This window comes from Nonomuraea sp. NPDC050227, assembly GCF_044459705.1.
GTDB lineage: Bacteria > Actinomycetota > Actinomycetes > Streptosporangiales > Streptosporangiaceae > Nonomuraea.
Genome location: NZ_JBITJF010000005.1, coordinates 287060 through 310492, shown reverse-complemented (window position 1 = coordinate 310492; position 23433 = coordinate 287060). Strand labels below are relative to the sequence as shown.

The 23433-nt window shown below is 71.9% G+C and carries 23 protein-coding genes; 13 read left to right on the top strand and 10 right to left on the bottom strand.

Features of this window, described 5'->3' with window-relative positions:
• Positions 1 to 94 precede the first annotated feature (94 nt).
• The 4 genes from recO to ACIBK9_RS21695 all read left to right on the top strand — a co-directional run bounded on the left by recO (position 95) and on the right by ACIBK9_RS21695 (position 4223).
• A complete protein-coding gene (gene recO, locus ACIBK9_RS21710) occupies positions 95 to 829 on the top strand; it encodes a DNA repair protein RecO (RefSeq protein ID WP_352352515.1) in 735 nt (244 codons plus the stop codon).
• Positions 826 to 1608, top strand: a complete 783-nt coding sequence (locus tag ACIBK9_RS21705) for an isoprenyl transferase (protein ID WP_397160602.1) — start codon at positions 826 to 828, stop codon at positions 1606 to 1608. The genes recO and ACIBK9_RS21705 overlap by 4 nt, the downstream gene beginning before the upstream one ends.
• A 120-nt stretch (positions 1609 to 1728) precedes the next feature.
• Positions 1729 to 2637 (top strand): ATP-binding cassette domain-containing protein, encoded by a 909-nt coding sequence (locus tag ACIBK9_RS21700; RefSeq protein ID WP_397160600.1) that lies wholly within the window; start codon positions 1729 to 1731, stop codon positions 2635 to 2637.
• On the top strand, positions 2634 to 4223 hold the full coding sequence (locus ACIBK9_RS21695) for an ABC transporter permease (protein ID WP_397160598.1): 1590 nt from the start codon (positions 2634 to 2636) through the stop codon (positions 4221 to 4223). The genes ACIBK9_RS21700 and ACIBK9_RS21695 overlap by 4 nt, the downstream gene beginning before the upstream one ends.
• A 257-nt stretch (positions 4224 to 4480) precedes the next feature.
• On the opposite strand, the gene ACIBK9_RS21690 is transcribed toward ACIBK9_RS21695, so the two are convergent.
• Complete coding sequence (locus ACIBK9_RS21690; RefSeq protein WP_352323427.1) at positions 4481 to 5008, bottom strand: CGNR zinc finger domain-containing protein; 528 nt, start codon at positions 5006 to 5008, stop codon at positions 4481 to 4483.
• Between the two features lie 91 nt (positions 5009 to 5099).
• Here ACIBK9_RS21690 and ACIBK9_RS21685 point away from each other — a divergent pair, with 91 nt between their 5' ends.
• Positions 5100 to 6017 carry a DMT family transporter gene (locus ACIBK9_RS21685; RefSeq protein WP_397160596.1) on the top strand — a complete coding sequence of 306 codons (918 nt, stop codon included), beginning with the start codon at positions 5100 to 5102 and terminating at the stop codon, positions 6015 to 6017.
• On the opposite strand, the gene ACIBK9_RS21680 is transcribed toward ACIBK9_RS21685, so the two are convergent.
• From ACIBK9_RS21680 to ACIBK9_RS21660, 5 genes are all read right to left on the bottom strand, one after another.
• Positions 5957 to 6346, bottom strand: coding sequence for a transcriptional repressor (locus ACIBK9_RS21680; RefSeq protein ID WP_352323403.1), 390 nt, complete (start codon positions 6344 to 6346; stop codon positions 5957 to 5959). The two genes, ACIBK9_RS21685 and ACIBK9_RS21680, sit on opposite strands and share 61 nt — an antisense overlap.
• A complete protein-coding gene (locus ACIBK9_RS21675; protein WP_352323402.1) occupies positions 6343 to 7215 on the bottom strand; it encodes a metal ABC transporter permease in 873 nt (290 codons plus the stop codon). Before ACIBK9_RS21675 ends, ACIBK9_RS21680 begins: the two co-directional genes overlap by 4 nt.
• On the bottom strand, positions 7212 to 7991 hold the full coding sequence (locus tag ACIBK9_RS21670; protein ID WP_387672591.1) for a metal ABC transporter ATP-binding protein: 780 nt from the start codon (positions 7989 to 7991) through the stop codon (positions 7212 to 7214). The genes ACIBK9_RS21675 and ACIBK9_RS21670 overlap by 4 nt, the downstream gene beginning before the upstream one ends.
• Positions 7988 to 8893 carry a metal ABC transporter substrate-binding protein gene (locus ACIBK9_RS21665; protein WP_397160594.1) on the bottom strand — a complete coding sequence of 302 codons (906 nt, stop codon included), beginning with the start codon at positions 8891 to 8893 and terminating at the stop codon, positions 7988 to 7990. The genes ACIBK9_RS21670 and ACIBK9_RS21665 overlap by 4 nt, the downstream gene beginning before the upstream one ends.
• Before the next feature lie 93 nt (positions 8894 to 8986).
• A complete protein-coding gene (locus tag ACIBK9_RS21660; RefSeq protein ID WP_397160592.1) occupies positions 8987 to 9331 on the bottom strand; it encodes a DUF6703 family protein in 345 nt (114 codons plus the stop codon).
• 57 nt (positions 9332 to 9388) lie between these two features.
• On the opposite strand from ACIBK9_RS21660, the gene ACIBK9_RS21655 reads away from it, so the two are divergent.
• A complete protein-coding gene (locus ACIBK9_RS21655) occupies positions 9389 to 9676 on the top strand; it encodes an antibiotic biosynthesis monooxygenase (protein ID WP_352352524.1) in 288 nt (95 codons plus the stop codon).
• A gap of 94 nt (positions 9677 to 9770) precedes the next feature.
• On the top strand, positions 9771 to 11156 hold the full coding sequence (locus ACIBK9_RS21650; protein WP_397160589.1) for a glycine--tRNA ligase: 1386 nt from the start codon (positions 9771 to 9773) through the stop codon (positions 11154 to 11156).
• Positions 11157 to 11246: 90 nt separating this feature from the next.
• Here ACIBK9_RS21650 and ACIBK9_RS21645 read toward each other — a convergent pair whose 3' ends face one another.
• Positions 11247 to 12158 carry a dienelactone hydrolase family protein gene (locus tag ACIBK9_RS21645; RefSeq protein WP_397160588.1) on the bottom strand — a complete coding sequence of 304 codons (912 nt, stop codon included), beginning with the start codon at positions 12156 to 12158 and terminating at the stop codon, positions 11247 to 11249.
• A gap of 150 nt (positions 12159 to 12308) precedes the next feature.
• On the opposite strand from ACIBK9_RS21645, the gene ACIBK9_RS21640 reads away from it, so the two are divergent.
• On the top strand, positions 12309 to 12971 hold the full coding sequence (locus ACIBK9_RS21640) for a response regulator transcription factor (RefSeq protein WP_352323395.1): 663 nt from the start codon (positions 12309 to 12311) through the stop codon (positions 12969 to 12971).
• Complete coding sequence (locus ACIBK9_RS21635; protein WP_397160586.1) at positions 12968 to 14140, top strand: ATP-binding protein; 1173 nt, start codon at positions 12968 to 12970, stop codon at positions 14138 to 14140. Before ACIBK9_RS21640 ends, ACIBK9_RS21635 begins: the two co-directional genes overlap by 4 nt.
• Positions 14141 to 14208: 68 nt before the next feature.
• On the opposite strand, the gene ACIBK9_RS21630 is transcribed toward ACIBK9_RS21635, so the two are convergent.
• On the bottom strand, positions 14209 to 14652 hold the full coding sequence (locus ACIBK9_RS21630; RefSeq protein WP_397160584.1) for a hypothetical protein: 444 nt from the start codon (positions 14650 to 14652) through the stop codon (positions 14209 to 14211).
• A gap of 419 nt (positions 14653 to 15071) precedes the next feature.
• Between ACIBK9_RS21630 and ppdK the strand changes: the two genes are divergently transcribed.
• Positions 15072 to 17708 carry a pyruvate, phosphate dikinase gene (ppdK, locus tag ACIBK9_RS21625; RefSeq protein WP_358292165.1) on the top strand — a complete coding sequence of 879 codons (2637 nt, stop codon included), beginning with the start codon at positions 15072 to 15074 and terminating at the stop codon, positions 17706 to 17708.
• Between the two features lie 286 nt (positions 17709 to 17994).
• Positions 17995 to 18465 carry a GNAT family N-acetyltransferase gene (locus ACIBK9_RS21620; RefSeq protein WP_397160582.1) on the top strand — a complete coding sequence of 157 codons (471 nt, stop codon included), beginning with the start codon at positions 17995 to 17997 and terminating at the stop codon, positions 18463 to 18465.
• Here ACIBK9_RS21620 and ACIBK9_RS21615 read toward each other — a convergent pair.
• The gene (locus ACIBK9_RS21615; RefSeq protein WP_397160580.1) at positions 18462 to 19952 is read right to left on the bottom strand and encodes a M48 family metalloprotease; all 1491 of its coding nucleotides are present in this window, start codon (positions 19950 to 19952) and stop codon (positions 18462 to 18464) included. The two genes, ACIBK9_RS21620 and ACIBK9_RS21615, sit on opposite strands and share 4 nt — an antisense overlap.
• An 80-nt stretch (positions 19953 to 20032) precedes the next feature.
• Between ACIBK9_RS21615 and ACIBK9_RS21610 the strand changes: the two genes are divergently transcribed.
• Entirely contained in the window at positions 20033 to 21253 is a 1221-nt protein-coding gene (locus ACIBK9_RS21610; protein WP_352352533.1) for a deoxyguanosinetriphosphate triphosphohydrolase, read from the top strand.
• Positions 21254 to 21330: 77 nt separating this feature from the next.
• Entirely contained in the window at positions 21331 to 22494 is a 1164-nt protein-coding gene (locus tag ACIBK9_RS21605; protein WP_397160578.1) for an NAD(P)/FAD-dependent oxidoreductase, read from the top strand.
• On the opposite strand, the gene ACIBK9_RS21600 is transcribed toward ACIBK9_RS21605, so the two are convergent.
• The gene (locus ACIBK9_RS21600; protein ID WP_397160576.1) at positions 22457 to 23329 is read right to left on the bottom strand and encodes a M23 family metallopeptidase; all 873 of its coding nucleotides are present in this window, start codon (positions 23327 to 23329) and stop codon (positions 22457 to 22459) included. The genes ACIBK9_RS21605 and ACIBK9_RS21600 overlap by 38 nt on opposite strands.
• Between the last annotated feature and the right edge of the window lie 104 nt (positions 23330 to 23433).

The window sequence follows — 23433 nt, the reverse complement described above, 5'->3', positions numbered from 1 at the left end:
GGGGACAGACGTCAAAGTCTAGTGACGGCAGGGCAAACTCGCGTCACCAGAGCATGCCCGGAACATGCCGCGCGTGCGGCCGTAAGATGGGCAAGTGAGTCTCTACCGCGACGAAGGCGTCGTCCTGCGGACGCAGAAACTCGGTGAGGCCGATCGCATCGTCACCGTTCTGGCCAAGCGCACCGGCAAGATCCGGGCGGTGGCCAGGGGCGTGCGCCGCACCAAGTCACGCTTCGGCGCGCGGCTGGAGCCGTTCACGCACGTCGACCTCCAGCTCCACACCGGCCGCACGCTCGACGTGATCACCCAGGCGGAGACCATCAGGCCCTACGGCGAGGCGCTGGCCGTCGACTACCCCCGTTACACCGCCGGCAGCGCCATGCTGGAGACGGCCGACCGGCTGACCCACGGCGAGAAGGAGCCGGCGCTGCGGCAGTTCCTGCTGCTGGTCGGCGGCCTGCGCACGCTGTCCGAACGCGCCCACGAGGCCAGGCTGGTCCTCGACGCGTACTTCCTGCGCTCGCTGGCGGTGGCCGGTTACGCGCCCGCGCTGGAGGCGTGCGCCAAGTGCCAGGCCCCGGCGGTCAGGGCCTTCGCCATCGTCGCGGGCGGCGTGGTGTGCGGGGCGTGCCGTCCGGCGGGCTCGGCGGTGCCGGCGGGGGAGACGATCGGGCTCATGACGGCGCTGCTGCGCGGCGACTGGGCCACCGCCGACGCCTCGGAGTCGCGCCACCGCAGCGAGTGCAGCGGTCTGGTGGCCGCATATCTGCAATGGCATCTGGAACACGGAATACGCTCTCTGCGACACGTCGAAAGGGAGCATGCGTGAACGTCCGGCCTCCGACCCCTCATCCGTCAGGCGCCACCCCGCCGCCGATCCCGCGTGACCTCGTGCCCCGGCACGTCGCCATCGTGATGGACGGCAACGGCCGCTGGGCCAAGGCGCGCGGCCTGCCGCGCACCGAAGGGCACAAGGCGGGCGAGTCCTCGCTGTTCGACGTCATCGAGGGGGCCCTTGAGCTGGGCGTCCCCTACCTGAGCGCCTACGCCTTCTCCACGGAGAACTGGAAGCGCTCGCCCGACGAGGTGCGCTTCCTGATGGGCTTCAACCGCGACGTCATCAGGCGGCGGCGCGACGAGCTCAACGCCATGGGCGTGCGGGTGCGCTGGGCGGGCCGGCCGGGGCGGCTGTGGAAGAGCGTGATCTCCGAGCTGCAGAGCGCCGAGGAGATGACCCTCGGCAACAGCAAGCTGACGTTGCAGTTCTGCGTCAACTACGGCGGCCAGGCCGAGATCGTCGACGCGGCGGTCAAGCTGGCGGCCGACATCGCGGCCGGGCGGGTCAAGCCGTCCAAGGTGAGCGAGAAGGTGTTCGCCCGCTACCTCGACGAGCCGGAGATCCCGCCGGTCGACCTGTTCGTGCGCTCCTCGGGCGAGCAGCGCTTCTCGAACTTCCTGCTGTGGCAGTCGGCCTACGCCGAGATGGTCTTCCTCGACCGGCTCTGGCCCGACTTCGACCGCCGCGACCTGTGGGCGGCGTGCGAGATCTACGCCAAGCGCGACCGCCGCTACGGCGGCGCGATCCCCAACGAGGTCGCCGGCGCCTAGAGAAACCCCGGGGTTCACCCCTGCTGAGCTGCCGCGCTGGACAGTGACTATACGCCGATATAGCGTCCTACTCGTTCGGGTAGTCAACTGTACGAGCGAACAGTCACGAGGCAGATCATCATGAGCGACGCCATCTCGGTGGCCGCACTCGTCAAGGCGTACGGCCGGACCAGGGCCCTCGACGGGCTCGACCTGAGCGTGCGCACCGGCGAGGTGCACGGCTTCCTGGGCCCCAACGGCGCGGGCAAGAGCACGACCTTCCGGATCCTGCTCGGCCTCGCGCGGGCCGACGCGGGCAGCGTCCGCCTGCTCGGCGGCGACCCCTGGCGCGAGGCCGCCGAGCTCCACCGCCGCCTGGCGTACGTGCCGGGCGACGTCACGCTGTGGCCCGACCTGTCCGGCGGCGAGGTGATCGACCTGCTGGGCCGGCTGCGCGGCGGCCTCGACCGCGGGCGCAGGAAGGACCTGCTCGACCGGTTCGGCCTCGATCCGCGCACGAAGGGCCGGGCCTACTCCAAGGGCAACAGGCAGAAGGTCGCGCTGGTCGCGGCGCTCGCCTCCGACGCCGAGCTGCTGCTGCTCGACGAGCCGACCTCCGGGCTCGACCCGCTCATGGAGGAGACGTTCCGGGAGGTCGTCAGGGAGGAGCGGCGGCGCGGCGACCGTACCGTGCTGCTGTCCAGCCACGTCCTGTCGGAGGTCGAGGCCCTGTGCGACCGGGTCACGATCATCCGCGACGGCCGCGCGGTCGAGAGCGGCACCCTGGCCGGGCTGCGCCACCTGACCCGCACCACCGTGCACGCCGAGCTCGACCGGCCCGCCGAAGGGCTGGCCGGGCTCCCCGGCGTGCACGACCTGCGCGAGGAGGGCGGCCGGGTGCGCTTCGACGTGGACGCCGACGCCCTCGGCCCGGCGCTGCGCCGCCTGACCGCGGCGGGCGTGCGCACCCTGGACAGCCGCCCGCCCACGCTGGAGGAGCTGTTCCTGCGCCACTACGCGGCCGGCCGGCCGGCGGAGGCCGTGCGATGAGCGGCACGTGGACGCTCGTCCGCCTGGCGCTGCGCCGCGAGCGCGCCATCGCCCCCTGGTGGCTCCTGCTGCTGGTGGCCCTGAGCCTGGCCATGGTCGGCTACATCAACCGCAACATGGGCACCTACGAGCTGAAGCTGGCCTACACCGAGGTCGTCCGCCGCTACGCCTTCTTCCGCGCGCTGGGCGGCGGGGTCGTCGAGCCGCGCCTGGAGGTGCTGGCGACCTGGCGCAGCGGCGGCTTCCTCTACGTGATCAACGCGTTCGCCGCCCTGACGACCGTGATCAGGCACACCCGCAGGGAGGAGGACGCGGGCCGGACCGAGCTGGTCCGCGCGGGCGTGGTGAGCCGCCGGGCGCCGCTCGGCGCGGCCCTGCTGGTGGCCGGGGCGACCAGCCTGGCCGGCGGGACGCTGACCGCCGCCGCTCTGCTCGCCGCCGGTCTCGAACCCGTCGGCACGCTCGCCTACGGCGCCGCGGTCGTGGTGGCGGGCTGGGTGTTCGCGGGCGTCGGCGCCGTCGCCGCGCAACTGGCGCGCGACGCCCGCACCGCCACGGTCATCGGCCTGTACGCCCTCGGCCTGGCCTACGTCCTGCGCTACGCCGCCGACGCGAGCGACCGGCCGTGGCTGAAGGCCCTGTCACCGCTCGGCTGGAGCCACCTGGTGGACGCCTACCGGGCCGACCGCTGGTGGCTGCTCGGCGTCTCCACGCTGGCCGCCGGGGGGGTGTGCGCGCTGGCGTACGCGCTGCTCAACCGCCGGGACCTCGGCTCGGGCCTGCTGCCGGAACGGCCGGGCAAGCAGGAGGCCCCCCGGCTGCGCGGCCCGGTCTCCCTGGCCTGGCGGCTGCACCGCGGCCTGCTGCTGAAGTGGGCGGTGGGGACGGCGGCGTTCGCGGCGATGGGCGGCGCGATGGGCCCGCTGGCCAAGGACGTGCTGGCCCACCCGAGCGTCGTGGTCGCCAACATCACGAACCTGCTCGGCGTCCCCGCGGCGGACGCCCTCGACGGCTACATGTGGTACTACCTGCTGATCCTCGCCTACGGCAGCGCGCTCTACCCGGTGCTCATGGTCGTGCGGCTGCGTTCGGAGGAGACCTCGGGCCGCGCCGCCCAGGTGCAGGCCACGCCCCTGACCCGGGTCCGCTGGGCGGCCGGGCACCTGGCGGTGGCTGCGCTCGGCACGGCCGCGCTGCCGGCGCTCGCCGCCCTCGTCTTCAGCGCCGTGTACGCCGCGCTCCTCGGCGACTTCGCCGGCACCGCGCCGCGCTTCGTGGCCGCCGCCCTGAGCCAGGCCCCGGCGGCGTGGTGCGTCGGGGCGGTCTGCGTGGCGGCCTACGGGCTGCTGCCCCGGGCGAGCGTGCCGCTGTGCTGGGCGGCCTGGATCCTGACCGCCCTGCTCGGACAGGTCGTCGCGCCCTTCTACGGGGTGTGGGGCGGCACGCCGTTCGAGCCGTTCCACTACCTGCCGAACATCATGGCGGGGCAGGCGTTCGGCACGATGCCGGAGCTGACGCTGCTGGCGCTTACGGCCGCGCTCACGGCCGCCGGGCTGCTCGCCCTGCGGCGGCGCGACGTCGGCTGAGGAGACGTGGCGTCGCGGCGGTATCCGGAATTCTGGCACGAGGGTCAGGCTGAGAGCCGGTGAAGGCGGGTACAACTCGTTCCCCCACGATGAAGGAGGGCCGATGATCCCAGGTTGCGGCTCGTGCAACTGTTCCGACGTCTTCGCCACCGCCAAGCCGCCGTGGTGGCAGACGTCCAGCGAAGCACCCTGAATCACCCGCACCCGCCGCCCGTCCCCCGATCGCCGCGGGGACGGGCGGCTCGCGTGCGGGACGGTCAGGCGCGGCGGCGGGCCCGGTAGGCGGCGACGTGCATGCGGTTGCCGCAGGTGCGGCTGTCGCAGTAGACCCTCGAGCGGTTGCGGGACTCGTCGACGAACACGCGGTCGCAGTCGGGGGCCGAGCAGGTGCGCAGGCGCTCCATCTCGCCCTCCACCAGCAGGTGCGCCAGCGCCACGCCGCAGTCGGCGGCCACGTGCTCGGCCAGGGAGGCGTCGGTGGCGAAGTAGTGCACGTGCAGCGGGTGGCCGTCGTGCTCGGTCAGCCTGGGCGTGATGCGCGTCTCGGCGAGCAACGCGTTGAGCGTGCGCACGGCGCTCGCCACGTCGGAGGCCGTGAACACCCGGTGGAACGCCTCGCGCACCATGCGCACCTGGCCGAGGTCGCGGGCGGTCAGCGCGCCGATGCCGCTGATCTGCCGGGACTCCACGAAGGCTTGCAACTCGGCCAGGCTGGCCAGACCGTCGTCGCCGCCGGTGGACGGCGAGGTGTTGACCAGGTCGACAACGGTCGCCAAAGAATGCACCATGTCATGGCCAAACGGCATGTTGACTCCTGTCGGGGCCGGTTCTAGCGTGGTCGCAGCGTATCTCTCCCATGGGACTCCGGGGGTTTCCGTGAGTGCATATCGGCGTATCGTCCTGATCGCGATCGCCGGAGCACTGATCATCTCCACCTCCGCGCCCCTGGTGCGGTTGTCCGGTGCGTCGCCCGCGACGTCGGCGTTGTTCCGCTGCGCGTACGCGGTGCCGCCCATGCTGCTGCTCGCCTGGCTCGAACGGCGGAAGCTGGGGCCCCTGCCCTGGCGGAACGCGCTGCCGGCCTGGGCGGCGGGCGTGCTGTTCTCACTCGACCTGTTGTTCTGGCACCAGTCGATCAAGCTGGTCGGCGCGGGCCTGGCCACCGTGCTGGGCAACCTGCAGGTGTTCATCGTGGCCTTCGCCGCCTGGGGCCTGTTCCGCGAGCGCCCGTCCAACCGGCTCATGGCGAGCACGCCGATCGTCTTCGGCGGGGTCGTGCTGATCTCCGGGGTGTTCGACGGCGCGGCGTACGGGCTCGACCCCGTCATGGGCGCCGTCACCGGGCTGGCGACCTCCGTCGTGTACGCCGCCTACCTGCTGCTCATGAAGGCCGGGCCGGGCCGGACGGCAGGGCCCCTGGCGCACGCGACCGTCGTGGCCACCGTGCTGATCGCCGCGCTCAGCCCGCTGTTCGGCGGGGCCGACCTGGCGCCGGAATGGCCGGCGCACGGGTGGCTGCTGCTGCTCGCGCTGGGGCCGCAGGTGGCCGGATGGCTGCTGATCACCTACTCGCTGCCCAGGCAGCCCGCGGCGCTCACGGCGCTGCTGCTGCTCGTGCAGCCGATGACCACGGTCGCCATCTCCACGCTCACGCTGGGGGAGCGGCCCTCCGCGCTGCAGCTCGCCGGGTGCGCCGCCGTCGTGCTCGGCGTGCTGTACGGCTCCCGCGGCCCTCAGCCCACGCGGGCCGGCGCCGAGCAGGACGAGCAGGTGCCGAAGACCTCGACCGTGTGAGTGATCTCGGTGAAGCCGTGGTCGCTGCCGACCGCCTCCGCCCAGCGCTCGACGGCCGGCCCGGCCACCTCGACCGTGTGCCCGCAACGGCGGCAGACCAGGTGGTGGTGATGGTCGTCGCTGGCGCACGCCCGGTAGACCGACTCGCCCTCGTCGGTGCGCAGCACGTCGACCTGGCCGCAGTCGGCCAGCGCCTGCAGCGCCCGGTAGACGGTGGTCAACCCGATCTTGGCGCCGTGCAGGCGCATCTCTGCATAGACGTCCTGGGCGCTGCGGAACCCCTCGCTGCGGCGAAGGGTGTCGTGCACGGCATCGCGCCTCGTCGTCATGCGACCTCCTCGACACGGACATGTGGTCGCCGGCTCACTGGGGACTCCTGGATACGGCCTCGCCGTACGAATTTACCGACAGCCAGGGCCAGGACGAAGCCGGCGAGGGCGAGAAGCACGATCGCCGCGCCCGGAGGCACCCGCGACGACATCGTCGAGGCCAGCAGACCGCCCACCGAGGCGAGCACGCCGAACAGCATCGCCAGGCCCATCGTGGCCCGGAAGCCCCTGGTGAGCTGCTGGCTCGTGGCCACCGGGATCACCATCAGGGCGCTGACCAGCAGCAGGCCGACCACGCGCATGGCGATGACCACGGTGAGCGCGGCGGTGACCGCGATCAGCAGGCTGAGGAAGCGCACCGGCAGGCCGCTGGCCTTGGCCATCTCCTCGTCCTGGCAGAGCACGAACAGCTCCCTGCCGAAGACGACGACCACGCCGATGACGGCCACGGCCAGCGCGCCGATGATCCAGATGTCCTCCCGCGTGACGCTGGCGATGGCGCCGAACAGGTAGGAGTTCAGCTTGGCGTTGCTGCCGCCGGGGGCGATGCCCATGAGCATGACGCCGCCCGCGATGCCGCCGTAGAACAGCAGGGCGAGCGCGACGTCGCCGCTGGTCCGGCCCCGGGCCCTGACCAGCTCGATCGCCACCGCGCCCAGCACCGAGACGACCACGGCCGTCAGCACCGGCGCGGTGCCGGTCAGGAAGCCCAGCGCCACGCCGGTCAGCGCGACGTGCCCGATGCCGTCGCCGAGCAGCGACAGCCTGCGCTGCACGATGAACGTGCCCACCGCGGGCGCGCACAGCCCCACCAGCAGCGCGGCGATCAGCGCGAGCTGGAAGAGGTTCTCCTGCAGAAGGTCGATCATCGCGGTTCTCCCTGCCAGCCGGTCAGCGGGCCGGCTGGCGGCTCCTCGGCGTGCGGATGCTGGTGCTCGTGTCCGGGCCTGGCGCACTCGCCCTCGGGCCGCGGCGGCTCGCCGTCGTGCGCGACGCGGCCCTCGCGGACCACGACGCCGCGGGTGATCAGCGGCTCCAGCGGGCCCAGCTCGTGGGCGACCAGGACGATCGTCTTGCCGTCGCGGACCAGGCCGCCCAGCGTGTCGGCCAGGAGCTGCTGGGTCTCGGCGTCGACGCCCGCCGTGGGCTCGTCCATCACGTACGTGTCGGGCTCCCCGGCCAGGGCGCGGGCGATGAGCACGCGCTGCTGCTGGCCGCCGGAGAGCGACTGCACGGGATCGCCGGCCCGGCCGGTCAGGTCGACCGCGTCGAGGGCGTGCGCGACCGCCGCCCGGTCGGCCGCGCTGGTCCTGCGCAGCCGGCTCTGCCTGGCGACGCGGCCCGAGGCCACGACCTCGCGGACGGTGGCGGGCACGCCGCCGCCGACCTGGAGGCGCTGGGGCACGTAGCCGATGCGCCACCAGTCGCGGAACCGGGCGGGCGGGGAGCCGTACAGGAGGGTCTGGCCGCCGGACAGCGGGGTGAGGCCGAGCAGCGCGCGGACCAGGGTGGACTTGCCCGAGCCGTTGGCCCCCAGGAGAGCCACCACCTCGCCGGGGCAGACGGTCAGGTCGACGCCGCGCAGGATCTGCCGGCCGTCGAAGCTGACCCGGCCGCCGGTCATCGCGAAGGCCGTCTCGCTCATGCCGCGCACCCCAGCGCCGTGCGGAGGGTCTTGAGGTTGTCGCGCATGGCCGTCAGGTAGTCGCCGGCGGGCTTGCTCTCCAGCGGGTCGAGCACGGCCGTCTTCGCGCCGACCTCGCCGGCCAGCACCTCGGCCACCTTCGGGCTCACCAGGGACTCGGTGAAGATCGTGGTGGCGCCCTCGGCCCTGGCCAGCGCGGCCACCTCCGACAGGCGCTTGGGCGACGGCTCGGTCTCGGGGTCGAGCGTGATGCCCACCTGCTTGAGCTTGTAGCGGTCGGCCAGGTAGCCGAACGCCTCGTGCGCGGTGACCAGCGTCTTGCCGGCGCAGCCGGCCAGGCCCTTGGCGAACTCCTGGTCGAGGCCGCCCAGCACGCCCGCCGCGGTGGCGGCGCGGTCCTTGTACGCCTGCGCGTGGGCGGGGTCGGCGGCGGCCAGCCGCTCGCCCAGCTTTCCGGCGACCGTGGCCAGCCGGGACGGGTCGAGCCAGATGTGCGGGTCGTAGGAGACGCCGTGCTCCTCCGCGTGGCCCTCCTCGTCGGCGTGCCCGCCCGCCGGGATCGTCGTGACGACGGCGGCGGCGTCGAAGGCGGTGTCGGCGGAGACGGCGTCGTCGACGGCCGGCTGCACGCCCTTGACGTAGACCGTGAGGGCGGCGTCCTGGAGCTTGGTCATCTGCTGGATGCCCAGCTCCAGGTCGTGCGGCTCGACGCCGGGCGCGGTCAGGACGGTCACGTCGGCGTCGGGCCCGGCCACCTGCTCCGTGAGCCACTGGAGCGGGTAGAAGGCGGCGATCACCGCGGGCCTGCCGCCCGCGGCGGTCTCGGTGCTCTCCGCGGCCCCGGCGCCACAGGCGGACGTGGCCAGCAGGGCTGCTCCGGCGAGGAAGGTTACGGCGCGCATTGGGGGCGTACGGGACATCACGCCCTCAAGTATGGAGAAAATGAAAATGATTGTCAAAATCTCCGGCGGGCCGGACTAGAACGGCGGGCCGGACTAGAACGTCCCAAACCGGTCAGCCGCCAGGAGCGCCAGGAAGACCAGCATCACGGCCCGCAGCAGCCGCCCGCCGATGCCCAGCGACGGCCATGACAGGTACGCCAGCCACCCGACGAACGCCAGCACCACCAGCGCCGCCACGCCGCCCAGCCAGTTGGCCAGCGCGAAGGCGGCCAGCAGCAGGATCACCAGCACGGCGGGGGCCACCCACCTGGGCACCTGCGTGAACAGAAACGTCATCGGGACCGCGCTGCGCCGCTCGACGGCCTTGCGCGCGCCGCCCGCGCCCGGCGTGAAGAACTGCTCGCCCTGGGGCAGCGGGCGCTTGTTTTTGGAGGCCACGTCGAGAGCCTATGGGAGTTCGCCTGACAGCAGGGTGCGCACCTCTAGGCTGGGCTGGTGCTCGCCGTGATCCGATACACCGTGCCAGAGTCCCAGTCCCAGGACTTCCTCAAGCAGGGCCACGCCATCCTCGACACCTTCGCCGCCCAGCCGGGTTTCCACCGCGGGCGGCTGGCCCGCTCGGTCGACGAGCCCAACCTGTGGGCGCTGGTCAGCGAATGGGAGGGCGCCGGGTTCTACCGCAGGGCGCTGTCGGCCTCCAGGATGGTCATGTACCCGTTGATGATCCTCATGGTCAACGAACCCAGCGCGTACGAGGACGTGTACACGCAAGAGGGTGCGTAGCGATACTCGCGCGCGGGACCGGGTGAGCGTCCCCTAAGCTGGGATCTCACCGAATTCACTCGCCGACCTCCAGCCGGAAAGAGACGCAACCAAAATGGCACGACGCACCGACGTCATGGACACCATCGTCAGCCTCGCCAAGCGCCGCGGGCTCGTTTACCCGTCGAGCGAGATCTACGGCGGACTTCGCGCGTCGTGGGACTACGGTCCTCTGGGTGTCGAGCTGAAGAACAACGTCAAGCGGCAGTGGTGGCTGTCGATGGTCCAGTCGCGCGACGACGTGGTGGGCCTCGACTCCTGCGTCATCCTGGCCCCCGAGGTCTGGCGGGCCAGCGGCCACGTCGAGACCTTCACCGACCCGCTGACCGAGTGCCAGTCGTGCCACAAGCGCTTCCGCGCCGACCACCTCGTCGAGGCGTACGAGGAGAAGAACGGCAAGGAGCCCGAGAACGGCCTGGCCGACATCACCTGCCCCAACTGCGGCAACAAGGGCACCTTCACCGAGCCCCGGCAGTTCAGCGGCCTGCTCAAGACCTTCCTCGGCCCGGTGGAGGACGAGTCGGGCCTGGCCTACCTGCGCCCGGAGACCGCCCAGGGCATCTTCATCAACTACCTCAACGTGCAGCAGTCGGCGCGCAAGAAGGTCCCGTTCGGCATCGGCCAGGTCGGCAAGTCCTTCCGCAACGAGATCACCCCGGGCAACTTCATCTTCCGCACCCGCGAGTTCGAGCAGATGGAGATGGAGTTCTTCGTCAAGCCCGGCACCGACGAGGAGTGGCACCAGTACTGGATCGACGAGCGGTTCCGCTGGTACTCCGACCTGGGCATCAACAAGGACAACCTGCGCCTCTACGAGCACCCGCAGGAGAAGCTGTCCCACTACGCCAAGCGCACCGTCGACGTCGAGTACCGCTTCAACTTCCAGGGCTCGGAGTGGGGCGAGCTCGAAGGCATCGCCAACCGCACCGACTTCGACCTCACCGCCCACTCCAAGGCCTCGGGCGTCGACCTGAGCTTCTTCGAGCAGGACACCGGTGAGCGTTACGTCCCCTACGTCATCGAGCCGGCCGCCGGCGTCGACCGGGCCACGCTCACCTTCCTGCTCGACGCCTACACCGAGGACGAGGCGCCCAACGCCAAGGGCGTCATGGAGAAGCGCACGGTGCTGAAGCTCGACCACCGGCTCGCGCCGGTCAAGGCCGCGGTGCTGCCGCTGTCGCGCAACGCCGACCTGTCGCCGAAGGCCCGCGACCTGGCCGCGCAGCTGCGCAGGCGGTGGAACGTCGAGTTCGACGACGCGGGCGCGATCGGCCGCCGCTACCGCCGCCAGGACGAGATCGGCACCCCGTTCTGCATCACCGTCGACTTCGACACCCTCGAAGACCACGCGGTGACGATCCGCGAGCGCGACAGCATGGCCCAGGAGCGCATCGCCATCGACCAGGTCGACTCCTACCTGCGCCAGCGTCTCAACGACTGATCGCGGTTTCACCTCGCCAGCGCCGCCCCGGCTCTCCGCCGCGGGCGGCGCTCGCGTTTTCCAGCCAGACTGCAGGACAAACCGGGGCGGTCAGGATAGGTGGCGGCCGAACCAGGTCAGCACGTAGTCGTAGGCCTGCGAGGCGGCCCGTTCGTCGTAGGGGGCGCCCGTGTCGTTGAAGAAGGCGTGGCCGACGCCGGGGACGGTCACCAGCTCGTGGGTGAGCCCGGCCTTCGTCAGCGCCGCCTCGGCCGCGTCCCTGGTGGCGTTGACGCGGTCGTCGTGCTCGGCGTAGATCGCCAGCACGGACGCCTTGGCCTCGGTCAGGTCCGCGTCGTCGGGCAGCGGGCCGTAGAAGGGCGCGGCGGCCGCCAGCCGGGTCTCCCCGGACGACAGCAGCAGCCACGTCATCCCGCCGCCGAAGCAGAACCCGATCATGCCCAGCCCGGCGCCCTCGGCCCGCTTCTCCAGCTCGTCGACGGCCGCCTTCATGTCGGCCACGAACCGTTCCTGGGGGATCTCGCCCAGCTTGGCCGTGACCTGGGCGGTGTCGGCGAACGCGGCCGTGCCGCCGTCCCGGGAGAGCAGGTCGGGCGCCAGGGCCGAGTAGCCGCCGGCGGCCAGCCGGCCGGCGACCGAGCGGATGTGGTCGGTCAGCCCGCGGTTCTCGTGCATGACCAGCACCGCGCCCTTGGGGACGGCGGCGGGGGACCAGGCGGCCCGCAGGGTGGTCCCGTCCGGGCCGGGGAACGTGATCTCCTGCGTGGGCAGCGGGGCCGGGCCCGCGGGGGAGGCCGTGCCGGACGGCGAGGCCGCGAGCGGCGTAGGCGTGCTCGCCGGGTCGGTGTCGGGGGTGGCGCCGCAGGCGGCGAGGAGAGCAGTGGCGGCGGGGAGGGTGAGCCCGAGGAGGCCCAGGCGGCGCAGGGCCTCGCGCCGCGAGATCAGGCCCTCTACGTGGTCGAGTGCCACTTCTTCTGCCAAATATCGCTGGAAGGGCGTCATGGTCGAAAGATCTAATGGTGAACACCGAAAAATCGTGTAAAGGCGATAGTTATGTGGTTTTTCGCTGGCGTTTGGTGAGGTGGTGCTGGAGCCGGGAACGCCGCTCCGGCCCCATGGCGTGACCCCTCATCCGGAACTATGGTCAAGATCATGCGACTGCTGGTGGTCGAGGACGAGGAAGACCTGGTCGACGCGTTACGGGTGGGTCTGGTCCGGGCGGGCTACGCGGTGGACGTGGCCTACGACGCGCCGTCGGCGCACGAGAAGCTGGAGGTCAACACCTACGACCTGGTGCTGCTCGACCTGAACCTGCCCGGCGGCGACGGCTTCGAGCTCTGCCGTTCGGTACGGGCCGCCGGCCGCGGGGTGCGGATCATCATGGTCACCGCCCGCGACCGACTCGACGACCGGGTGCGCGGCCTCGACGAGGGCGCCGACGACTACCTGGTCAAGCCGTTCGCCTTCCCCGAGCTGCTGGCCAGGGTGCGGGCGCTGCTGCGCAGGGACACCGGCGGCACCGCCGTCCTCCAGGTGGGCGGGCTGCGCATCGACACCGCCCGCATGGAGGTGTCCCTCGACGGCCGCTCCCTGGCCCTGACCCCCAAGGAGTACGGCGTGCTGCACTACCTGATGACCCGTCCCGGCCACGTGGTCTCCACCGAGGAGCTGCTCGAACACGTCTGGGACGAGCACGCCGACCCGTTCACCAACACCGTCCGGGTCACCGTCGGCAACCTGCGCCGCAAGCTCCAGGAGGACGGCCTCATCGAGACGGTGATCAGCCGCGGCTACCGGCTCAGGGAGCCGGCGTGATCCACACCATCCGCTTCCGGCTCACCGTGCTCTACTCGGGGCTGCTGTTCGTGCTGGCCGCGCTGGTGCTGGGCGGCATCTACGTCGCGGTCTCCAAGACCACCGAGGAACGCCCGTACTCGACCGAGTACGCCAAGGCGTACCGCGGCAACCAGTACGTGGGCAAGCAGGAGGTCGTCTTCATCGAGGAGGTCGAGAACGAGGTCAACATCAGGACGCTGGCCACGCTGCGCGACTACTCGCTGGCCACCCTGGCCGGGCTCTACCTGGCGTCCCTGGGCATCGGCTGGGTGTTGTCGGGACGGGTGCTGCGTCCGGTCCGGTCGATCACCCGGACGACGGAGGAGATCCAGGCGACCGACCTGACGCGGCGGATCAGGCTGGGCGGCTCGCGCGACGAGCTCAAGGACCTGGCCGACACCATCGACACCATGCTCGACCGGCTGGAGGAGGCGTTCAGCGCGCAGCGCCGACTGATCGACGACGCCTCGCACGAGCTGCGCAGCCCACTGACGATCATCCGGGCCAACGTGGACGCCGTGCTCGCCTCGCCGGACGCCAGCGAGGCGGAGCGGGCCAGGGCCGTGCAGATCGTGGACCGGGCGACCACCCGCATGACCAGGCTCGTGGAGGACCTGCTGGCCAGCGCCCGGCGGCAGGCGACCGCGTTCGCCGACACCGACCTCGACCTGAGCAGGGTGGCGCGGGAGGCGTGCGAGGAGTACGCGGCGCCGGCCGCCGCCCGCGGCCTGACGATCACCCGGCGGCTGGATCGGAACCTGGAGATGACCGGCGACCAGGACGCGCTGCGCCGGGCCGTGGCCAACCTGCTGTCCAACGCGGTACGCCTGACCCCGCCGGGCGGCGGCGTCCGGGTGGAGGCCGGCCGGTCGGGCGGCTGGTTGTGGGTCGCGGTCAGGGACGACGGGCCCGGCCTCGGCGTGGCCGAGCAGGAGCGGGTCTTCGACCGGTTCTGGCGCGGCGAGGCCAGCCGGCGCGACCGGCACACGGGGCTCGGCCTGGCCATCGTCCGGCAGATCGTGGAGTCGCACGGGGGACGGGTGGCGGTGTTCTCCAGGCTCGGGCAGGGGGCCACGTTCGTGTTGTGGCTGCCGCCGCGCGACGGCGCGGCGGGCCCGGCGCCCGAGACCAACCCCATGCCCGCCTGACCGCCCGCCTTCCCTGACCGCCTCGCGTGACCCGCGTCGTGGGGCCCGCGCCGACGGGCCTGTGCGTCCTACTCCACCACGCGCCCGACGAGCTGCCCGTCACGCGCCACCGCCACGCAGTACGCCGTGCGGTGGCGCGGCCACTCCTCCTCCAGCGGCGGTAACGCGGTCACCTTGACCTCGCTCCGCCTGCCCGGCGCGATCCGCAGCCGCGGCGCGCAGAAGTCCGTGGCCTGCCGCCGGGCCTGCTCGGCGCCCGGCCACGCCCCCTCCGGCACGACGTAGATCATGCCGAACTCGGCCGCGTGCGGGTTGCCGCACGGCACGATCGTCGCGATCAGGTCGTCGGGGATGGACACGAGGCAGTCGCCCGGCCGGAGCTGGGTCGCGTGCCGCTGTTCCGCTCCCGGCACCGTCGACCCCCCGGAGGGCTCGGGCGTTCCCGAGCCGCAGGCGGACAGCGCCAGGACCAGGCAGGCGGCCATCAGACCTCGGGGCGTCGTGCGGGGCATGCGAGCAGAGTGTCATGCCTCGATCACGTCCATATCGCGGAACGACCCGAGGTGGGTCACGTTGAGCGATCACGACGGCCGCCGGCCGGTCGCGGGGGCCGGAGGTCCAGGTAGATCACCGTATCCGCGGGGGCTTGGCCGATCCCGCGACGAAGTCTGCACGACGCTTTGGCTTGCCGCGAGCCGCCATGGGCGTCTCCTGGCGGGACCGGATCCGATTCCCCACCTCTCGCTCCTCTTTCTCAAGAATTGGTGTAAACCAATTGGTATAAACCAATTTATCGGGCAGCGGTCCTATAATTGGATTAGACCTGTCACGGGCGGTTGACCTGCAAAAACGATGACTTAACCGAGGAGTGCAGTTTCATCATCAATTTCGCCGGTAGAGTCCCGGGCAGAAGCGTTGGATTGGAGCTGTGGTGGCCAAGTACGTTTACGACTTCACCGAGGGCAACAGGAATCTCAAGGATCTTCTCGGTGGAAAGGGCGCGAATCTCGCCGAGATGACGAATCTCGGGCTGCCCGTACCCCCCGGATTCACGATCACCACTGAAGCCTGCCGTCACTACCTGACGGAAGGCGCTCTTCCCGACGGCCTGGAGCGCGAGGTCGCCGAGCACCTGGACGCCCTGGAGGCCCAGATGGGCCGCCGGCTCGGTCAGGCCGACGACCCGCTGCTGGTCAGCGTACGGTCGGGCGCGAAGTTCTCCATGCCGGGCATGATGGAGACGGTCCTCAACATCGGGCTCAACGACGAGTCGGTGCACGGCCTGGCCAAGCAGGCGGGCGGCAACGACCGCTTCGCCTGGGACTCCTACCGCCGGTTGATCCAGATGTTCGGCAAGACCGTGCTCGGCCTCGACGGCGACCTGTTCGAGCACGCGCTCGACGAGCTGAAGGGCCGCCGCCAGGACACCGACCTCGACGCGGGCGAGCTGCAGGGTCTGGTCGAGACCTACAAGGGCATCGTCCGGGAGCAGACCGGCAAGGACTTCCCCGCCGACCCCCGCGAGCAGATGCGGCTGGCCGTCATGGCGGTCTTCGACTCCTGGAACGCCCCGCGCGCCATCCTCTACCGCCGCCAGGAGCGCATCCCGGCCGACCTCGGCACCGCCGTCAACATCGTGGCCATGGTCTTCGGCAACGTCGGCAACGACTCCGGCACCGGCGTCGCCTTCACCCGCGACCCCGGCTCCGGCCAGCAGGGCATCTACGGCGACTACCTGCAGAACGCCCAGGGCGAGGACGTCGTCGCCGGCATCCGCAACACCATCCCCCTCCAGGAACTCGAACGCCTCGACAAGCGCTCCTACGACGAGCTGCTGCAGATCATGGAGACGCTGGAGAACCACTACAAGGACCTGTGCGACATCGAGTTCACGATCGAGCGCGGCAAGTTGTGGATGCTCCAGACGCGGGTCGGCAAGCGCACCGCCGCGGCCGCCTTCTGCATCGCCACCCAGCTCGTCGACCAGGGCCTGATCACCCTCGACGAGGCCGTCACCCGCGTCACCGGCGACCAGCTCGCCCAGCTCATGTTCCCCCGCTTCGACGGCGGCGCCGAGAAGAAGAAGATCGCCAAGGGCATGAACGCCTCGCCGGGCGCCGCCGTCGGCAAGGTCGTCTTCTCCTCCGAGCGCGCCGTCGAGCTGGCCGGCCGGGGCGAGGACGTCATCCTCGTCCGCCGCGAGACCAACCCCGACGACCTGGCCGGCATGATCGCCGCCAAGGGCATCCTGACCAGCCGCGGCGGCAAGACCTCGCACGCCGCCGTGGTCGCCCGCGGCATGGGCAAGACGTGCGTGTGCGGCGCCGAGGAGCTGGAGGTCTCCACCGGCGAGCGCACGTTCACCGCCCCCGGCGGCGAGGTCGTCGCCGAAGGGGACGTGATCTCCATCGACGGCACCACCGGCGAGGTCTACCTCGGCGAGGTCCCGGTCGTGGACTCGGCCGTCGTCGAGTACTTCGAGGGCGCGCAGCCGGACGACGACCTGGTCAGGGCCGTGGACCGGATCATGGGCCACGCCGACTCCGTGCGCCGGCTCCGCGTCCGCGCCAACGCCGACACCCCCGAGGACGCCGCGCGGGCCCGCCGCTTCGGCGCCCAGGGCATCGGCCTGTGCCGCACCGAGCACATGTTCCTCGGCGAGCGCCGCCAGCTCGTCGAGGACCTCGTCCTGGCCGACGGCGACCAGGAGCGGCAGGCCGCGCTCGACGCCCTCGAACCCCTGCAGAAGGCCGACTTCATCGGCATCTTCAAGGCCATGGGCGGCGACCCGGTCACCATCCGGCTCATCGACCCGCCCCTGCACGAGTTCCTGCCGGACCTGGTGGACCTGTCGGTCAAGGTCGCCACCTCGCCCGACGTGACCGACAAGGACCGCAGGCTGCTGTCCGCCGTCAAGAGGCTGCACGAGCAGAACCCGATGCTGGGCCTGCGCGGCGTGCGGCTCGGCCTGGTGATCCCCGGGCTGTTCGCCATGCAGGTGCGGGCGATCGCCCAGGCCGCGGCCGAGGTCCCGGGCGCGCGTCCGGAGATCATGATCCCGCTGGTGGCGTCGGTCCAGGAGCTGGAGTCCGTACGCGAGGAGGCGACCAGGATCCTCGCGGAGACCGGCGTCGAGGCGCTGATCGGCACCATGATCGAGGTGCCGAGGGCGGCGCTGACGGCGGGCCAGATCGCCGAGGCCGCCGAGTTCTTCTCCTTCGGCACGAACGACCTGACCCAGATGACCTGGGGCTTCAGCCGCGACGACGTCGAGGCCGCCTTCTTCTCGCGCTACCTGGAGCTCGGCATCTTCGGCGTCAGCCCGTTCGAGACCCTGGACCGCGACGGCGTCGGAAGGCTGGTCAGGATCGCCGTCGAGGAGGGCCGCGCGGCCCGCCCCGACCTGCACGTCGGCATCTGCGGCGAGCACGGCGGCGACCCCGACTCGGTGCACTTCTGCCACGAGGTCGGCCTCGACTACGTCTCCTGCTCCCCGTTCCGCATCCCGGTGGCCCGGCTGGAGGCCGGTCGCGCGGCCCTGACCGACACCGACTCCGACACCCGCTGACGAGCGCGGCGGCCGGGGCCCCTGCCCCCGGCCGCCCCTACCCGCGGCGCCGGTTGGCCAGCGCCACGGCGGTGAACACCACGATCCCGATCAGAAGGAAGAAGAGCACGAAACCGATGATGATCTCCGGGACGCCTAAGTTCACGGGGGTTCCCTCCCTGCCGGCGCTCCCTGGAGGAGCGCTCCTTGCGACGGATCGTAGGAGCGCCCGGTTGAAGATCTGTTGATTTCCTGTCCATGAACCCCGGAGATCGCGCGAAAAGCGGCTTTTGGGATACTTTCCGGCATGAAAGATCTCCTGGAATGGGAGCTGCGGCCCGCCGGGCCGGACGAGGTGGAGGCCATCGCGGAGCTGCGGGCCACGGTGATGCGCCCCGACCTGGAACGGCTGGGCCGCTTCGACGAGCACCGGGTACGGCAGCGCTTCCGCGACTCCTTCGCTCCCGGGCACACCTCCGTCATCCTGGCCGGCGGCGCCTTCGCCGGCTGCGTCACCCTGCGCCCCGCCGAGGACGGGCACTGGCTGGAGCACTTCTACCTCGCCCCCGCCGTCCAGGGACGCGGGCTCGGCTCGGCCGTGCTGCGGGCGCTGCTGGACCGCGCCGACGCCGAGCGCGCGACCGTGCGCCTGGTCGTCCTGCGGGGCAGCGCCGCCCAGCGGCTCTACGCGCGGCACGGCTTCACCGTCGAGGGCGAGGACCAGGTCGACGTCCTCATGGTCCGCCGGCCGGACGCCGGGCAGCCCGCGACCGGTTAACGGGGCAGGGCCTCCTCGGCCGGCACGTAGTCGTGCCGCATCCCGTGGTCGCCCAGCCACTGCCGCAGCCCGGCCACGGCCTCCGGATCACCCGCCACCCTGGCCGCGTACTCGGCCAGGGCCACCTCCTCGCCGTCCTCGAACAGCAGCCGGGCGGGGCCCGACCAGGACAGCGTCCACCTGGCCTCGCCTAGCTGGATCAGCACCGCCTCCAGCGCCTGCCCCAGCACCCCGGCGAGCAGCGTCTCCGACGGCTTCCAGCCCAGCTCGCGCAGCCGTTCGGCCAGCTCCGCCTGGCGGCCCCTGGCGATCGCCTCGAAGGCCGCGTCGAGGTAGGGCCGCGTCGCCCCCATCACCCGCTGTCCCGCCACCGCCAGGTCGTGCAGGGCCTCGGCGTTGCGCGCGGCGTACATGCCCTGGGCCACCAGCTCGTCCCACGGCACCGGGCGCAGCCCGGCCAGCGCCTCCGGCGTCCACATCGACCGCTCGACCGCCTCGGCCGCGACGTCGGGATCGCGCAGCAGCGTCAGGGCCGGACGCGGATCGGGGACGTGCTCAGGCTCGGGCAGCACCGCGATGGCGGCCAGCCGGTCGGCCAGGCTGGGATGGGAGTCGTACGGCGAGACCTCCTCGGGCCGCTCGCCCAGCCGGGCGATCTCGGCCCGCCGGCCGGGGTCGTTCATCAGCGCGTGGAAGCCGCCGAACACCGAGGCCGGACGGGTGCCGCCCACGCCGGTCAGCGACAGGTAGTCGCCGGCGTACAGGTCCCAGCCCAGGGAGGTGTCGTGGATCTTGCGGAGCGCGCCCGACATGGCCTGGCGCCCGCCGATCGCCACCGCGAACTCGTCGGCCTCCAGCTCCTGGCGACGCGACACGGCTTGCGACACCCGCAGGTAGAGCTTGGCGTACCCGGCGAAGAGCCGTTGAATGATCGGATGGTTGCCCAGCCCCTGCACGGTCGCGATCAGCGAGACCCGCCCCCGGTAGACGGGCGCGCCGAGCCGCGTGTGCGCCCCGCTGTAGTGGCCCAGCTCGTGCCCCAGCACGGCGCGCAGCTCGTCGACGGTGAGCGTCTGGAGCAGCGGCAGCCCGATGAACATGCGCCGCCGCGTCGCGCGCAGCCCGAGGAACCGGGTGTCCTCCGAGACCGCCGCGTTCACCTCGGGGACGAGCCGGATCTCGTCGGGCGGCGCGGTGCGCACCCGCCGGGCCAGGTCCTCCACCGCCTGCCAGAGCGCGGGCTCGTGCTCGCGCCCCACCGGCACGCCCGGCAGCTCGCCCCCCTGGTTCCTGCCCACCATGAACAGCGCCCGCACCAGCGCGCCCGCCGCCAGCGTGAGCACGATCGCGACCTTCAGCGCCGCGGCGTGGAAGTCCACCAGCAGCAGGACGTCGAAGAACACGGCGGCCACCAGGATGACGCCGACCAGCACGTAGAAGCCGGCGAGCAGACTGAAGGCCAGCACCGCTCGGAACGCTGTCGTCATGGGGGAGGGCTCCCGGGGAAGGGGTTCTCGCGAGGCTCGACACTAGCGGAGACAGGAAACTGGATAAAATCACTGCACCAATGTCGTACTACGACGAGCACGACCAGGAACGATGGGTCCCGGAACCACCCGGCAACCCCGGCCGCGGTGCGTTCGAACGCGACCGCGCCCGCGTCCTGCACAGCGCCGCGCTGCGCAGGCTGGCGGCCAAGACCCAGGTCGTGGGCCCCGGCGAGACGCTCGGCGGCGGCCAGCACATCCCGCGCACCCGGCTGACCCACTCGCTCGAATGCGCCCAGGTCGGCAGGGAGATGGGCGCCACGCTCGGCGTCGACCCCGACCTGGTCGAGACCGCCTGCCTGGCCCACGACCTCGGCCATCCGCCGTTCGGGCACAACGGGGAGGTGGCGCTCAACGCGCTGGCCACCTCGTGCGGCGGCTTCGAGGGCAACGCCCAGAGCCTGCGCCTGCTCACCCGGCTGGAGGCCAAGGTCCTGACCGACGACGGCCGCAGCGCCGGCCTCAACCTCACCAGGGCCGCACTCGACGCCTCCGTCAAATACCCCTGGACGTGCGAGAAGTCCCCGAAGTTCGGCGTCTACCACGACGACCTGCCGGTCTTCGAGTGGATCAGGGACGGCGCCCCGGAGGGCCGCGTGAGCTTCGAGGCCCAGATCATGGACTGGGCCGACGACGTCGCCTACTCCGTCCACGACCTGGAGGACGCGCTCCACTCCGGCCACGTCACCCCCGAGGCGCTCCAGTCCCCCGTGGAGCGCGGCGCGGTGGCCCGCGTCACCCGCGCCTGGTACGCGCCCGGCGCCGACCTCAACGAGCTGGAGGAGGTCTTCGCCAAACTGATCGCCGACCCGCTGTGGCCGCGCCGCTTCGAGGCCACGCTCGCCGACCTGGCCGGCCTCAAGGCGCTCACCAGCGGCCTGATCGGCCGGTTCTGCCGCTCGGCCCAGACCGCCACCAAGGAGGTCCACGGCGCCCGCCACCGCGCCGACCTCGTCGTGCCGCGCGCCACGCTGCTGGAGTGCGCCCTGCTCAAGGGCGTCACCGCCCACTACGTGATGACCACCGAGGGCCACCACGCCAACCAGGCCAGGCAGCGCGAGCTGATCACCGAGCTGGCCTCGCTGATCACGCTCGGCGCCCCCGCCACCCTCGAACCCGCCTTCCGCCCCGCCTTCCTGGACGCCCCCGACGACCCCGCCCGCGTGCGCGTCGTGATCGACCAGATCGCCTCGCTCACCGACACCTCGGCCGTGGCCTGGCACCGGCGCCTGTCGAAGTGACGGCAGGCCGCCGGGGCCGGTGAAACCGCCCCCACGAGCGGCTTTGCGGACCTGCCTCGTCGGCGGATACTGCGCGCATGGCTACATATGTCATCGTCGGCGCGGGCCTTGCGGGAGCCAAGGCCGCGCAGACGTTGCGCGAGGAGGGCTTCGCCGGCGAGGTCGTGCTCGCCGGCGCGGAGAGCGAACGCCCGTACGAACGGCCGCCCCTGTCCAAGGAGTACCTGCGGGGCGGCGGCGAGCGGGAGAAGATCTACGTCCACGCCCCCGGCTGGTACGCCGACAACGACGTGGAGCTGCGGCTCGGCCTGCCCGTCACCCGCATCGAGCCCCGCAACCACGTCGTCAGGTTCGCCAACGGGTCCCGGCGGGCCTACGACAAGCTGCTGATCGCGACCGGGGCGACGCCGAGACGCCTGCCCGGACCCGCCTACTACCTGCGTACCGTCGAGGACTGCGAGGCGCTCAGGCGGCGCTTCGCCGAGGGCGGCAGCGTCATCGTGGTCGGGGCGTCCTGGATCGGGCTGGAGAGCGCGGCGGCGGCCCGCGCGGCGGGCTGCCCGGTCACCGTCGTCGAGCCCGAGCCCACCGCGCTCAACCGGGCGCTCGGCCCCGAGCTGGGCGCGGTGTTCGCCCGCCTGCACGCCCGCAACGGCGTGGACCTGCGCTTCGGCACCGCCGTCGCCGAGGTCACCGGCACCGGCGTGCGGCTCAGCACGGGGGAGCGGCTGACGGCCGACCTCGTGGTGGCCGGCATCGGCGTCGCGCCCGAGGTGGAGCTGGCCCGCGACGCGGGCCTGGAGGTGCGGCACGGCATCCGCACCGACGCCTCCCTGCGCACCTCGCACCCCGACGTCTACGCCGCCGGCGACGCCGCCGAGCCCTTCCACCCCCTGTACGGCCGGCACGTCCGCGTCGAGCACCGGTCGGGCGCGCTCAGGGGCGGTCCGGCCGCCGCCCGCGCCATGCTCGGCCAGGACGTCGTCCACGACGACATCCCCTACCTCTACACCGACCAGTACGACCTGAGCATGGAGTTCACCGGCGACACCGACGGCCACGACGAGATCGTCTGCCGGGGTTCGCTGGAGGACCTGCGGTTCGTCGCCTTCTGGCTGCGCGCGGGCCGGGTGGTCGCCGGCATGAGCGTCAACATCCGGGACGCCGTGCCGGAGATCCAGGAGCTGATCAGGTCGGGCGTCGTCATTGACCGAAAGGAGTTGACGACGGGTCCGCCGTGATCGGGTTGTCGTCCTTGGGCTCGGCGGTCCTGCGCGGCTTCCTGGGCTGCTTGGTGGCCTGCGGCACCTTCTTCGACGTGCACTGGACCGCGCAGCGCGGCGTCTCGCCGAGTTTGCCGCGCAGCGCCAGCGTCTCCTTGCGGGGGGAGAGCGTGCGGTTGCCGGAGCGCCAGGCGTCCAGGTAGTCCCACGGCTCGACCATGCCCCGGCGCACCCACCAGTAGGCCGGGCCGGTCTTCCAGGAGATCGCGAAGTACAGGTTGGAGCCGGCGTCGCGGGCGTTGCCCGATCTGCCCACCCGGCCGAGCAGCTGCCCGGCCTTGACCCGCACGCCTGGCCGCACGCCGTCGGCGACGGAGTCGAGGTGGCCGCCGAGGTAACGCACGCCGTCGTCGCCGATGATCGTGACGAACCGGCCCTCGCGGTCGGCGCCCTTGTCGGTGGAGGGCGCCCACCGGTTCTTGACGTTGACCTCGTCCACGACGCCGTCCACCGGCGCGACGAACGAGCAGCCCTGCGGGGCCCAGATCGTCGTCTTGGGCAGCACCAGCAGGCTGCGCTGGTAGGTCGTGCCGCAACCCTTGACCGGGAACGTGTAGGTGAACTTCGACAGCTTGGGCGGCGGCACCTTGACCGGGTCGTCCCCCTTGGGCGGCCGCTCGGCCTGCTGCTCGCCGTCCTGGCCGGACGGGCCGGGCGAGGGGATGGTGGCGGTGACCGCCGGGGTGACGGTGGGCGTGCCCGTGGGCGGGGCCGTGGAGGGCGACTGGGCGCTGACGCCCGCCACCCCGGTCGCCTGGGCGCAGGCGCCGGTGAGCAGTACGGCGCCGGCCACAACGGCCCACCGTACGATATGCCCGGAATGCATAGTCTTCCTCACCCGTGTCACCGTTTCCACCGACAACCCTCACCTTTGTAGCCGACCACGGGACTCCGCAT

Excerpts from the sequence above, each read along its gene's own strand:
- ACIBK9_RS21700 (WP_397160600.1), top strand. The coding sequence starts at position 1,729 with ATGAGCGACGCCATCTCGGTGGCCGCACTCGTCAAGGCGTACGGCCGG.
- ACIBK9_RS21695 (WP_397160598.1), top strand. The coding sequence starts at position 2,634 with ATGAGCGGCACGTGGACGCTCGTCCGCCTGGCGCTGCGCCGCGAGCGC.
- ACIBK9_RS21680 (WP_352323403.1), bottom strand. The coding sequence starts at position 6,346 with ATGACGACGAGGCGCGATGCCGTGCACGACACCCTTCGCCGCAGCGAG.
- ACIBK9_RS21675 (WP_352323402.1), bottom strand. The coding sequence starts at position 7,215 with ATGATCGACCTTCTGCAGGAGAACCTCTTCCAGCTCGCGCTGATCGCC.
- ACIBK9_RS21670 (WP_387672591.1), bottom strand. The coding sequence starts at position 7,991 with ATGAGCGAGACGGCCTTCGCGATGACCGGCGGCCGGGTCAGCTTCGAC.
- ACIBK9_RS21665 (WP_397160594.1), bottom strand. The coding sequence starts at position 8,893 with ATGCGCGCCGTAACCTTCCTCGCCGGAGCAGCCCTGCTGGCCACGTCC.
- ACIBK9_RS21650 (WP_397160589.1), top strand. The coding sequence starts at position 9,771 with ATGGCACGACGCACCGACGTCATGGACACCATCGTCAGCCTCGCCAAG.
- ACIBK9_RS21645 (WP_397160588.1), bottom strand. The coding sequence starts at position 12,158 with ATGACGCCCTTCCAGCGATATTTGGCAGAAGAAGTGGCACTCGACCAC.
- ACIBK9_RS21640 (WP_352323395.1), top strand. The coding sequence starts at position 12,309 with ATGCGACTGCTGGTGGTCGAGGACGAGGAAGACCTGGTCGACGCGTTA.
- ACIBK9_RS21630 (WP_397160584.1), bottom strand. The coding sequence starts at position 14,652 with ATGCCCCGCACGACGCCCCGAGGTCTGATGGCCGCCTGCCTGGTCCTG.
- ACIBK9_RS21620 (WP_397160582.1), top strand. The coding sequence starts at position 17,995 with ATGAAAGATCTCCTGGAATGGGAGCTGCGGCCCGCCGGGCCGGACGAG.
- ACIBK9_RS21615 (WP_397160580.1), bottom strand. The coding sequence starts at position 19,952 with ATGACGACAGCGTTCCGAGCGGTGCTGGCCTTCAGTCTGCTCGCCGGC.
- ACIBK9_RS21610 (WP_352352533.1), top strand. The coding sequence starts at position 20,033 with ATGTCGTACTACGACGAGCACGACCAGGAACGATGGGTCCCGGAACCA.
- ACIBK9_RS21605 (WP_397160578.1), top strand. The coding sequence starts at position 21,331 with ATGGCTACATATGTCATCGTCGGCGCGGGCCTTGCGGGAGCCAAGGCC.